The sequence below is a fragment of the Corynebacterium sp. CCUG 70398 genome, from assembly GCF_024454055.1.
Lineage (GTDB): Bacteria > Actinomycetota > Actinomycetes > Mycobacteriales > Mycobacteriaceae > Corynebacterium > Corynebacterium genitalium.
In genome coordinates this window covers 101,331-113,662 of the sequence record NZ_JAGPYZ010000008.1, presented here as the reverse complement: position 1 = coordinate 113,662, position 12,332 = coordinate 101,331, and the positions used below count along the sequence as shown (strand labels likewise).

Genomic DNA, 12,332 nt, shown 5'->3' with positions numbered 1-12,332 from the left:
ATTAAAATTGTAAAACCGCCCCGCATGACGTATTCAGAAACAATGCAGCCCAACGCGAACACCGCGAGCAACGCGAACCCCACGCACAACCCCGCCGCCCACTCCGTTATGGACCCGTTCCGCGATTTCAACCGCTCGGAGGGCCCGTCGTTGGGCGTGGAGTGGGAGATTGGTGTGATTGATCCGGCCACCCGCGACCTGGTGGCGCGGGGCCCGGAGGTGATCCAGGCGGTGGACGATCGCTGGCCGGATGTGCACCTGGAGAAGGAGTTTCTGCAGAACACGGTCGAGCTGGTCACCCCGGTGTGCCGCAATACGGCGGAGGCGATCGAGTATCTCCGCGCCACGAAGGACAAGATTCAGGCCGTCACGGACGAGAAGAACTTGCAGTTGTGGGCGAGCGGCGGCCACCCGTTCTCGGATTTCCGCGAGCAGGCGGTGGGAGATAAGCCGACGTACCAGGAGATCATTAACCGCACGCAGTACTGGGGCCAGCAGATGTTGCTGTGGGGTACGCACGTTCACGTGGGCATTCAGCATGAGGAGCGGGTGTGGCCGATCATCAACGCGATCATGACGAAGTACCCGCACCTTTTGGCGATTAGCGCGGCGAGCCCTGCGTGGGAGGGCCTGGACACGGGATACGCGTCGAACCGCACGATGCTGTACCAGCAGCTTCCCACCGCGGGCATGCCGTACCAGTTCCAAAATTGGTCGGAGTGGGTGCAGTTCATGCGCGACCAGACCACCTCGGGCGTCACGTCGCACACCGGCTCAATGCATTTCGACGTCCGCCCGGCGGCGAAGTGGGGCACCATCGAGGTGCGTATTTCGGACGCATCGCCGACCCTCCGCGAGCTCGCGGCGGTTGTGGCGCTCACGCACTGTTTGGTGGTGCACTACGACGCGATGCTTGACGACGGCCGCGACCTGCCCACCCTCCAACCCTGGCACGTCGCAGAAAACAAATGGAGGGGCGCTCGTTATGGCCTGGAGGCCGAGGTGATCACGAGTCGTGCGACGGATGAGCGCCTCGTCACCGATGAGCTGTATGACATGGTCGAGGAGCTCCAGCCGGTGGCGCAGCGTTTGGGGTGCGTTGATGAGCTGAATCTGGTGCCGGGGATCATCGAGCAGGGCGCGGCGTATCAGCGTCAGCGCGCGATCTACGAGCGGACGGGGGACTGGCGCGACGTGGTCGACGCCACGGTTGCTGAGCTGCGCGGCTAGTACTTCGCGGGGTTCTCGTTGACGGCGATCTGGTCGTCGCCGCCGTAGAGGGCTTCGCGTCGGGAGACGCGGCCGAGGCGCTGCGCGGTGACCGGGTTTGTCATGAGGGCGAAGAGGAGTAGGAGGAAGAGCATTCCGATGTCGCCGCGCTGGCCGGGCCCGAAGCTGTCGGAGCCGGTGAGGCGGAAGATGACGCCGATGATCACCAGCACCAGCCCCACAGTCTGAGGTTTGGTGACAGCGTGAATGCGGGCGAGGGTGTTGCCGAAGCGGGCGATGCCGACGGAGGCGAAGAAGACCTGCAGGGCGCCGAAGCTGATGAAGATGAGCGACAGGACGTCGGAGATGAATTCCCAGGTCATTAGAGTGCACCGTCCCTCTTGCGGAAGCGGGCCACCGACAGGGAGCCGATGAAGCCTAGCAGGGCGACGACGAACATCGCATTGACCACGGTGGTGTCGAGGGTCCAGCAGATGTAGGTGGCCAGCGCGCACTGGAGTGAGGCGACAACGCCATCCATGGCGATGACCCGGTCGAGCGAGTTGGGGCCGACCACGAGGCGCCAGGTGGTGACGAAGAACCCGGCGACAAGGAACGCGGCCGCGACGGCCAGCACGGAGTTGTAGATCGTGTCGTCCATGGCAGATCAGTGGGCCTTTCTCTTCTCGAAGATGGCGATCATGGAGGCCTCCAAGTCACGAACGTCCTGGAGGGATTTCTCGATGGCCTGCTGGGACCCGGCGTTGAGCACGTGAATGGTCCAGATGCGGTTAGCCAGGTCGATATCGGTGACGCAGCCGCCGGGTTGGAGGTTGTAGGCGCATGTGGCGAAGTAGAGTTCCAGCTCGGACCCCAAGCGCATGGGCACCTTGAAAATGCCGCTCTTCGGCGGGTCAGCGGGCCGGATGGCGAGCCACGACACCTGGATGGCGGCGGTGAAGAGCTGGCCGACCCAGCGGATACCGAACTTGCTCAGCTCCCAGAAGTCGATGCTGATGCCGCCGGTGGGCAGCGGCGGCAGGGGCAGCAGCACGGTGATCAGGATGCCTAAAGCGAGGCCGGCGAAGAAGTTACCCCAGCTCAGCTCGCCCATGAGGAGGATCCACATGAGGGTCAGCCAGATGATGAACCAGGGTCGGAAGCGGCTGCGGAATTTCTGCATCATTCGTTCTCAGCCTCCCCGACAACGGAAGAGTCTTCACGCTCGGGGCGCACCCCGCCGCTGGCCTTCTCCTCTTTGTACGAGGGGTTGGTGCCGCCGTTGTCAGCCCGTGCGCCCGTGTCGGCTGGGGAGGGCACGGGGGTGGTGGAGACACCGGCGTCGGGGGTGCGGATGTCGTGGCGTCGCTGGTCGATGGTGTCGGAGCCGTCGTCAAGCCTGTCTTGCTCGAGGGTGCGCGAGGGGTTCGACCAGTCGTTGCCGAGCACGGCGGTGCGGTAGATGGATTGGTCCATCGCGGAGTCGGCGGCGCGGCTGGTGATGGCGGAGATCGGGCCGGCCAGGATCGTGATGCTCACGGACGCGGCGATCAACGTGGTGGTGGAGGCCATCATGCCGAAGGGGACGCGGCCGACGTCGGAGCGTTCGGAGGCGTCGACGGTGTCGTGAATGTCAGCCAGCGGGCTGACGCGCACGCTGGTGACGTTGCCTTCGGGGGCGTCGGAACGGTCGCGCAGGAACGCCTTCGACCAGACGATCATCATGGCGTAGAGGGTGAGCAGTGATGTCACCACGGCGCCGACGATGAGCACCCACGACAGCCACGTGCCGTCCTCGGCGCCGGCTTGGAGCAGCATGACTTTCCCCAGGAAGCCGGAAAACGGCGGGATGCCGCCCAGATTCAGCGCCGGGATGAAGTACAAAATGGCGATGAACGGTGCGGTGTAGAGCAGCGAGCCGAGGCGGCGCAGCTGCGAGGAGCCGACCTGGCGCTCGATCAGGCTGACCACCAGGAACAGCGAGGTCTGCACCAGAATGTGGTGGACGGCGTAGAAGATCGCGCCGTTGAGACCGTGCTGGGAGCCCAGGGCGACACCGAAGATCATGTAGCCGATGTGGCTGACCAGGGTGAACGACAAAAGACGTTTGATGTCGTTCTGGGCCAGTGCACCCATCACGCCGACGATCATGGTGGCCAGCGCGACCCACATCATCAGGATGTCCAACGACCCGTCGGTGAACATGGTGACGCGCACGCGGATGATGGAGTACACGCCCACCTTGGTCAAAAGGCCGGCGAAGACGGCGGTGACCAGGGACGCGGCGGTGGGGTAGGAGTCGGGCAGCCAGGCGTCGAGGGGGAAGATCGCAGCCTTGATGCCGAAGGCGACCAGGAGGGTTGCGAAGATGGCGGCGCGTGTGCCGTCGTTAAGCTCCTCGAGGCGGATGCCTGCTTGAGCCATGTTGATCGTGCCCACAGACGCGTAGACCAAGCCGAGCGCGAACAGGAAGACCATCGATGACGCCATGGATACCATGACGTAACCGATGCCGGCGCGCACACGCAGCGGGGACGCGCCCATGGTGAGCAGGACGTAGGACGCGACGAGGAAGATCTCGAAGCCGACGTAGAGGTTGAACAGGTCGCCTGCCAGGAACGAGAGGTTCACGCCCATGGACAGCAGCATGTAGATGGGAAGGAAGACTTCCACGGGGTCGTTCTCGTTGCCGTCGCGGATACCCTGCGAGATGGCGAACCACATCACGCAGAACAGCACGATCGCCGAGACGAACAGCATGATGCCGGAAAGACGGTCGGCGACGAAGGTGATGCCGATCGGTGCGTCCCACCCGGCTAGCTGCACCGTCTGGATGCCTTCGATGTCAGCCACCAGAATCATCGACGCCGCGATGACGGCGAGCACCAGGAACGTGAAGAACGCGATGTTGCGCTGCAGCACGCGGTGCTTACCGGCCAGCAGAATCAGCGCCGCGGCCAGCGCCGGAATGAGTACCGGCAGCGGGATAATGTACGGCATGTACGGCATCAGCCAGTCCACGTAGGACGTGTACCACGTGTGGTCGACGTTAGCGCCCATCTTGCGCCTCCTTCACAGGTTCCTCGAAGGAGCGGGGGCCAAAGGCGTCGCCGCCGCGGGACAGGCGGCCGGTTTCGGGGTCGTCGGAAGCGTCAGCGTCCGGCGCGGCAGACGGCGTCGCGGGGCGCGCCGCAATCGCCTGGTCCTCGGCGTCGTGCTCAATCACGTCGTCAGTACGGTAGCGGTACTGCCTGTACAGCAGCGCGAGGATGAATGAGGTCATCGCCATCGAAATCACGATCGCGGTGAGAATCATCGCCTGCGCCAACGGATCCGCAATCACGTCGCCGAAGATGAAGGATTCACGCTCTTTGATCGGCGGCGAGCCTGCCTGCCCGCCGGATTGCAGCAGCAGCAAGTTCGCGCCGTTACCGATGAGCATGACGCCGAGCAGCATGCGCGTCATCGCGCGGTCCAGCATGAGATACACGCCGCACGCGATCATCACGCCAGACGCCATGAGCAAAAATAGGTTCGCTTCCACCTACAGCTCCTTTCCGCTTATCGACGCGTGGGGCCGGCCCTCGCTTCGCTCCTCGCCGCCCCCACGAGATGTCTCGGCTTTCTTCTGTTTCTCGGCTTCCCGTTCTCGTTCGCGCTGGGCGAGGGTTTCCTCGCGGGCAGCACGCCGCTGTTCGTTCTTGCGCTGCAGGGCGCGGGCACGGTCGCGGGCGCGCTCCTTGCGCTCGTCCTCTTCCAGGTCGAGCTGGCCGCCCAGGGAATGCAGGATGTGCATGGCCAGGCCGATGACAATGGCGTAGACGCCGGCGTCGAAAAGCAGGGCGCTGGGGATGGTGACCGGGCCGATGAGCGGCAGCTCCGGCTCAATATAACCCGAGGTCAGCGGCGGGTAGCCCATGAACATGGGGATGATCGCCGCGGCGCCGGAGAGCAGCAGGCCGGTGCCCAGGATCTTTGCCGGGTCGACCGGCAGGGCCTCTTCGAGTTCCTCGCGGCCGCCGGCGAGGTAGCGCAGCGTGAAGGCGAGGCCAGCGACCAAGCCGCCGGCGAAGCCGCCGCCGGGCGCGTTGTGGCCGGAGAAGAAGAAGTACGCCGACAGCAGGATCATCGACGGGAAGAGGATGCGGGTGACCACGTCCACCATGATCGAGCGGTTCTGCGACTTCTCCGTGTCCACGCCGGAGGCCAGCCAGCGCGGTTGCCGGGAACTCAGCGTCGGGCGGCGCGAGCTGCGCTGGAAGGACTGGGTGCGGTAGATCAGGGAGGCCACGCCGGTCGCGGCGATGACCAGGACGCTGATCTCGCCGAGGGTATCGGCGGCGCGCAGGTCCACCAGCAAAACATTCACGGTGTTGCGGCCGTGGCCGATGTCGTAGGCGAGGTCGGGCATGAACTCGGAGATCGGCGTGGCGGTGCGGGCGGACATGGCCACCATGGCCACGACCACGACGGACAGGCCGGTGCCGACGGACAGCCAGGCGCGCAGGCGGTTGTCCAGGTCCTTGCGGACATCGACGTCGGTGGGCAGCTTGCGCAGGACGAGCATGAACACGACCATGACGATGGTCTCCACAAGCACCTGCGTCAGCGCCAGGTCCGGCGCGCCGTGCAGAGCGAACATGAACGCCAGGGCGTAGCCCGTCATGCCCACCAAGATCACGATGGACAAACGGTTCCGGGCGCGGGTCGCGGCGACAGCACAGATCATCAGGATGATCGCGGCCATGCCCTGCCATGGAGAATCCCACAGGATCATGCGGATGTCGTTGGCGCCGCCGATGATCAGCGCGCCGATGGGCACGACCATGAGCACAGCGAAGATCGTGGCCAGGTTGATGGTCAACGATCCGCGCTGCGTGGACGCGGTCAAGCGTAGCGACGCCTGACGCAACGCCTTGAGCATGTTGTCCCACAGAGCATCTGCATCGCCCAGCGCCGGGCGGTCGAACTGAGCGCGGGCGACCAGCTGGCGCTGCAGGAACATGATCGTGCCCACCAGCACAATGACGATCGTGAGCATGAGCGGCACCGTGATGCCGTGCCACAGCTTCAGGTCTTCGCCGGGGTCGCCGGGGAAGCGCACGTCGAGGTGCTGGTTGAACGCGTCCGAGAGTGGGCCCGGGAACGGTCCGAAGATAACCGTCAGGACGGTCAGGACCGCAGGAGGCAACCACTGGAGGAATTGGATGGGGTCGCGGTCGCGGACGGCGGGGGTGGAGCCGTCGATAAGCTCTGTGTCTTCGCTGAGCTCGTGCTCTTTTTTGCGGGCGAAGGCGCCCCACAGGAAGTACAGCGAGTACGCCATGGTGAGGATGGAGCCGACCACGAACGCCACGAGCATCATGTTGCGCGGCATGCCGACCAGCAGTTCCTCGTGCAGGGTCGCTTCGAGGGCGGCTTCTTTAGCGACGAAGCCCCACAGCGGCGGAATGCCCGCCATCGACGCCGCGGAGATGGTGGCCAGGATGGCGACCAGTGGTTCGCGCCGGCCCAGGCCGGACAGTTCGCGGATGTCGCGGGTGCCGGTTGTGTGGTCGATGGCGCCGACGATCATGAACAGGGCGGCTTTGAATAGCGAGTGGCTGAACACCAAGGTCAGGCCCGCCATGGTGGCGGATGGGGAGCCGATGCCGATGACGGCGATCATGAAGCCCAGCTGCGAGACGGTGCCGTAGGCGAGGATGAGTTTCAGGTCGACTTGCTTCAGAGCCATCCAGCCGCCGAGGAGCATGGTGAAGATGCCGGCCGGGATGACCACCACGTGCCAGGCCGGGAGGGGTGCAAAGTCGGGTGCGAGGCGGGCGATGAGGTAGACGCCAGCCTTCACCATGGCTGCGGAGTGCAAGTAGGCCGAGACCGGTGTCGGGGCGGCCATCGCGCCGGGCAGCCAGAAGTGGAACGGGGCTTGGGCGGACTTGGTCAGGGCGCCAAGGAGTAGCAGCACCACGACGGCGGAAATCCACGGCACGTCCGCCAGCTCGGTGCGGGCCGGGATTTCGGACAGCCGCCAAATGCCGGTCTGGGTGCCGAAAAGGACGATGCCCAGCAGCATGGCCAGGCCGCCGAAAGTGGTGACCAGCAGCGCCTGGTTGGCGGCGCGGCGTGACGACGCGCGCTCACCGTAGTAGGAGACCAACAGGAACGACAATACCGACGTGATCTCCCAGAAGATGTACATGACCAGGAAGTTGTCGGAGATGACCAAGCCGTACATCGCCATGGCGAACATAGTCAGCTGGGAGGCGAAGATGCTCAGGCGGATCGGGTTCGTGTCGAAGTACCCCCAGCAGTACAGCAGCACCAGGGCGCCCGCGCCGAGGATGATCAGGGAGAACAGGCCCGCTAGGGCGTCGAGCCGGAACTCCAGGTTGAGATACAGCCCGGGCATCCACGGATAGCTGGCCAGAATCTCGCCGCCATCTTTGAAGGTGCCGTCGGCGAACTGGTACACCATCCACGCGAAACCGGCCCCGGGAACCAGGGCCAGGATGCCGAAGGCGGGGCGGCCGAACACGCGAAGCAAAAACGGGGCGGCCGCGGTGGCTGCGACGAGGGCGAAGAGCAGCGTGATCACAGGGCCTCCCAAGATTCGAATCTAGTTTTCGCACGTTTTTCCGGCGCGCTGACAGGACAGAAACACCCAGCTCAACTTGGGAAATAATGAGACCAAATCAAAAAAGGCGCGTCATCGCTGGCGCGGCCAACGGGATTTACTTTACCGGTTTATTGCCGCGGCCGTAATCCGGAGGTTCGACGTGGATTCGAGGATATCGGGGTTAGCCGTAGATTCGGAGTTAGCCGCAGAACCGCGGGTTAGCCGTAGATGCGCTGGGCGCCAGAGGACATGGCGGCGGCGATGGAAGCCTCGGAGGTGGGGCCGAAGCCGATGGCCCACGCGGTGTTGCGCTCGTTGATCTGGTGGGCGACCTTGATCGCGGTGAACGTTGCCTCGTACAGCTCGATCTGGTGGAATTCGAGGATCTCGATGTAGCGGCCTTCGGTCGCCAGCATCGCAGCGAACGCGTGGGCCGGGCCGGAGGCGGTGACCTCGTGGTGGGTCGTCTGCGGCGGGAACGTCTTGGAGGTCTTGGTGACGTCAGCGGAGTAGCTGTTGTAGCACCAGTTCGCCTTATCCGTGTGGATGTCGGAGATCCGCAGCGTCGGGGTCGGCGCGTAGGTGGCGGTGAACAGCGACCAGCTCATGCCCATGGCTTCCTCGCGCAGTTCGCGCGGGAGGCGGCGGGGGGATTCGAAGCGCAGCTGGAACGGATCGAGTTCCCCGGTGCGGGTCTGCTGGGTCTGAGTCTGGGTGGCAAAGGCGGTCGTGTTCGACATGTCGAGTCCTTCTACATTTCGCGGTGTTGTGTGGGGGAGGAGTACCGACTCGCTTGTACTGGTTGGCTAACGACCACTCACCCGTGCCGCGTGGAGTCGGTTACTCCGCGTCGGGGTCCGTGGCCCGTAGTACCGCTAGTAGAAGAATGCGCTTTTGCATGACAGTCACTTTAAGCGAGCTTCACGTGACGCGCAACACATTTCGCCGATTCATATCCGCGCGCCACTCGCTTATCGACGCCCCCGCCCGCCGTTCTCCCATCTCAGCCCCTGTTTCTGCGGTCTCGGTTCTCGAGTAAAACTCTCGCAGAAAAGGCCCGAGAATGTTCCGTGGGGCGGGATGGGTGGCGTGGTTTCGGGCGAGTTAGAGCTGTGAGACCCGCTGGAGGAAGAGTGCCTCCGCCACGGCGACCCGCTCGATTTCGTACGGGTGCACCGATTCGTCCACGGAGTGGATGCCGGCTGCGTTGTCTTCCACGCCGAACATGGCGATGGCGGCGTCGGGGAAGTGCTTCTGCAACGTCGCCGTGAGCGGAATCGATCCGCCGGAGGCGACGACGGCCAGCTCGACGGCGGGGTCGTCCTCGGCGTAGGCCTCGCGGAGACACGCGCCAAGCAGCCCAATGGCCGGGCGGTCCGGGTCGGTGGCGAACCCGTGGTTGATGTCAAAGATCTCCACCTCCACATGCGCGCCCCACGGAGTGTGGTCGATCAGGTGTTGTTTCAGGGCCTCGGCGGCCTCGGCCGGATCCATCGTCGCGGGCACGCGCAGGTTGAGCTGCGCCTGCGCCTGGGGGACGATCGCGTTCACGGCTTGGTCCACCGGGGTGGAGGTGAAGCCAGTGACGCTCACGGCGGGGCGGGCCCATACGAGGTCGGAAGGCTGCTCGCCGGCCTCGGCATCGCCCATCAAGCCCACGCCGTCGAGGACGCCGCCGTCTTTGCGGAAGGTCTCGGCGGTGTATGGTTCACCTTCCCATGTCTGGGTGCAGTCGAGGCTGTCGATGACGGTCCGGCCGTGCTCGTCGCGAAGCGAATCCAACGTCCGGATCAGCGCCGCCACCGGGTCGGGTGCGGCCCCGCCGAAGGTGCCGGAGTGGATCGCGCCTTCCAAAGTCTTCATGGTCACGCGTACCTGGGCGCCGCCGCGCAGGGCGGTTGTCAGGGTGGGCGTGCCGACCGCAACGTTGCCAGAGTCAGCGATCAGGATGACGTCGGCGCGGAACAGGTCCGGCTTCTCATCGATCAGCTTCTCCAGGCCACCGCCACCGAGTTCTTCCGAGCCTTCGACCACGACAAGCAGGTTCGCGTCGGTGCCGCCGGCGGCCTCGAGCATGCGCAGAGTTTCAAGGTGCATGGCGATGTTGCCTTTGCAGTCGGAAGCGCCGCGCCCGTACCAGCGACCGTCGCGCGCAGTGAGGGTGAACGGGTCCGATGTCCAAGCGGCGGGGTCGCCGGCCGGAACGATGTCGTAGTGGGAGTACAGCAACACGGTCGGCGCACCATCGGTGCCGGCGCGGCGGCCGATAATGACGTCCGCATTATCGACGGTGGGGTGCCGCTCCACCTCGAATCCATGCTCGGCCACAGCGGCGGTGACCCAGTCCGCGGCGGCGGAGTGCTGGTCGGCCAGTTCCGGTGTGGAGTGCGGGGAATTGAACGACACGAGGCCGGACAGGTCCTTGAAGATCCTGTCGCGGTTGGGGTCGAGCTGTGCTGTGGTGTTGTCGGTGTTCATGTTCGCGACCGTACTCGCGGTGCCGACGGTGTGCGGCTTCCGCAATGGTTGCCGAGAAGGAGAAGTAGGTGCAGGCATGCCTGTGTCCACGGTGCGCGTCTGCGCGAACCGCGGCGCTGGAGCATGCGGGTTTGGGCGTGGCATCGGGAGAAGCGCTTCTCTATTCGCGGGCATGGGTATGTGCTCGCGGTCTGGGCTGTTTTCGGGTGCGGGTTGGTGTGTTGTTTGGTGGGAACAGGGGTGGGTCGGGTCTGGTTTTGGGTGTGGGTGTTGTGGGCCCACTGGTGCCAGTGCCAGTGCCAGTGCCGGTGTTGGTGGTGGTGGTTCTGCGGCGGATGCGGTTGGCTGCGCAGTGGTGGGCGGGGTCTGTGGTGTTGAACTGCATGTGTGTAGCCCCGGGTGTGACAAGTCCTGCTTGTCCGGTGTCGGGGTCGTAGTCCATGTGTCCTTTGCCCCAGGTGCCGTCGCGGTTGTCGTTGTTGCATCTGTGGTGCTGCCGGCATAATCCGGTGAGGTTATCCATCGTGGTCAAACCACCCAGGATCCAGGCGAAGATGTGGTGGGCTTCGCATTCGGTCAGTGGTTTGGTGCATCCGGTCCAGGAGCAGACGCCTTGGACGGCGAGCATCGCGATGCGCTGCCCGATCGAAGCAGTGCGGGTTTTACCCATCGACAGCGGGACTGCGGTGACGGAGTCGAGCTGGAGGATGAAGTTCGCCTGGTCTGAATCAGCGGTGTCCAGGGTGCCCAGGCCGAGGCGGGCCATGTCGATGACATCAATGTCGATACCTGTGTTGGTGGCAAACAGGCCACCGCCGGCGGCGTAGCCGTCAGCATCGGCAAGATCGTCCATTGTCATGGCGATGACGACAGATGCCGCACCACCGCTGAGCTTCTGCTGGCCTGATTCGAAAGCTTTGAGGATGGTGGTGAATTGGTCGTAGTGGCGTTGGGGTGGCGTGCGGTAATCCGCCACACCACCGGTTTCGCCGGCGCCATCGGTGCCGCGCTGAGCATCACCGGTGTTGGTGTTCGGGGCGAGTCCTTTATCCAGGTGCGCTTTGAACAATGCGGTATCACCGGCGGTGGCGGTGATGGTGATCTCGTGGGTGCCGTCAGCTTTGCGGTGCCCGATGTGGACCGCGCGGTTGGCAAAGCCTGCGTTCGGGTTGTTTCGTGGGGCGTGCTTACGGTTGGCGGCGTCGACGTTGCGGCGCACGAACATCCGGAGGTCTTGTACGTCCCGGGTGGCGGCTTCATCCATGGCTTGGGCGTGGATGCGGGTGCGGTCCCCGCGGGCGGGGGCAAGCAGCTTGTCGAGTTCGCGGCGGATGATGTTCTGCTTCTCCGCGGACACGCCAGCTGCTTTGGTGCGTGCTTCTTCCTGGCTGCGGCGGGCTTGCTCTTCAGCCTCACGGCGAGCGTGTTCGGTTTCCTCATTATCCGTACCGAACTCGAGCTCAAACCCTGAACCACCGGAACCGTCGTCGTCACCACTGATGTCAGCCGGTTCAGGATCAGGTGTCACTGGTGGGGCGAAGAGGTCGCGTCCGCGGGCGAGCCGGTCGTAGGCTTCCCCGGCCGAGAGCCCTAGTCGGGTGGTCAGGTAGGCGTTGGGGTGGACTGCCCCGACGAGTCGTCCGGCGTTGTCACGGTCGCACAGGTAGGCGAATGAAGCGTCGATAAGCGCTTTGGCGTTAAGGTGCTCCTCGAGCTTTTCCATCTCGGCGGCCACATCATGCAGCGATAGTAGAGACGGGTCGGCGAACTCGTCGCGAAGCTGCGCTAAAGCATCGCCGATAGTGTCCACAAGCTGTGCGATGCGCCCCGCCATGGTCCCCTCCCCTCGATACTGTGTGCAGCGTATCAACCGATGCCACCATTGTACCCACCCCCAAACCATGAGCGCAAGACTGTTCGAAAATATTCACAAACATATTTCCCCGGCCAGGCCCAACCCGAGCGCAACTCAAGCGGAGCTCGGCAGCAGACGTGAAAAAGTCGGACACCCATGTTCGCTCAAAGCGCA

Annotated in this window: 10 protein-coding genes; 1 reads left to right on the top strand and 9 read right to left on the bottom strand. The window is 64.4% G+C overall.

Translation table 11 applies throughout. The annotated features are described in order from the left end of the window. Positions 1-108: 108 nt before the first annotated feature. Positions 109-1,230 (top strand): glutamate--cysteine ligase, encoded by a 1,122-nt coding sequence (locus KBX07_RS09575; protein WP_256019038.1) that lies wholly within the window; start codon positions 109-111, stop codon positions 1,228-1,230. On the opposite strand, the gene KBX07_RS09570 is transcribed toward KBX07_RS09575, so the two are convergent. From KBX07_RS09570 to KBX07_RS09530, 9 genes are all read right to left on the bottom strand, one after another. Further along, positions 1,227-1,592, bottom strand: a complete 366-nt coding sequence (locus KBX07_RS09570) for a monovalent cation/H(+) antiporter subunit G (RefSeq protein WP_005288420.1) — start codon at positions 1,590-1,592, stop codon at positions 1,227-1,229. The genes KBX07_RS09575 and KBX07_RS09570 overlap by 4 nt on opposite strands. Further along, complete coding sequence (locus tag KBX07_RS09565) at positions 1,592-1,870, bottom strand: monovalent cation/H+ antiporter complex subunit F (protein ID WP_256023946.1); 279 nt, start codon at positions 1,868-1,870, stop codon at positions 1,592-1,594. Before KBX07_RS09565 ends, KBX07_RS09570 begins: the two co-directional genes overlap by 1 nt. Positions 1,871-1,876: 6 nt before the next feature. Next, positions 1,877-2,395 (bottom strand): Na+/H+ antiporter subunit E, encoded by a 519-nt coding sequence (locus KBX07_RS09560; RefSeq protein ID WP_256023945.1) that lies wholly within the window; start codon positions 2,393-2,395, stop codon positions 1,877-1,879. Further along, positions 2,392-4,269, bottom strand: coding sequence for a Na+/H+ antiporter subunit D (locus tag KBX07_RS09555; protein ID WP_256023944.1), 1,878 nt, complete (start codon positions 4,267-4,269; stop codon positions 2,392-2,394). The genes KBX07_RS09560 and KBX07_RS09555 overlap by 4 nt, the downstream gene beginning before the upstream one ends. Further along, positions 4,259-4,753 carry a Na(+)/H(+) antiporter subunit C gene (locus KBX07_RS09550; protein WP_255995622.1) on the bottom strand — a complete coding sequence of 165 codons (495 nt, stop codon included), beginning with the start codon at positions 4,751-4,753 and terminating at the stop codon, positions 4,259-4,261. The genes KBX07_RS09555 and KBX07_RS09550 overlap by 11 nt, the downstream gene beginning before the upstream one ends. Next, positions 4,754-7,804, bottom strand: coding sequence for a Na+/H+ antiporter subunit A (locus KBX07_RS09545; RefSeq protein ID WP_256023969.1), 3,051 nt, complete (start codon positions 7,802-7,804; stop codon positions 4,754-4,756). 239 nt (positions 7,805-8,043) lie between these two features. Continuing rightward, positions 8,044-8,565 carry a hypothetical protein gene (locus KBX07_RS09540; protein ID WP_005288441.1) on the bottom strand — a complete coding sequence of 174 codons (522 nt, stop codon included), beginning with the start codon at positions 8,563-8,565 and terminating at the stop codon, positions 8,044-8,046. A gap of 364 nt (positions 8,566-8,929) precedes the next feature. Then, the gene (locus KBX07_RS09535) at positions 8,930-10,303 is read right to left on the bottom strand and encodes a M20/M25/M40 family metallo-hydrolase (RefSeq protein WP_256023943.1); all 1,374 of its coding nucleotides are present in this window, start codon (positions 10,301-10,303) and stop codon (positions 8,930-8,932) included. Between the two features lie 160 nt (positions 10,304-10,463). Further along, complete coding sequence (locus KBX07_RS09530) at positions 10,464-12,137, bottom strand: HNH endonuclease (RefSeq protein ID WP_256023942.1); 1,674 nt, start codon at positions 12,135-12,137, stop codon at positions 10,464-10,466. Positions 12,138-12,332 lie beyond the last annotated feature (195 nt).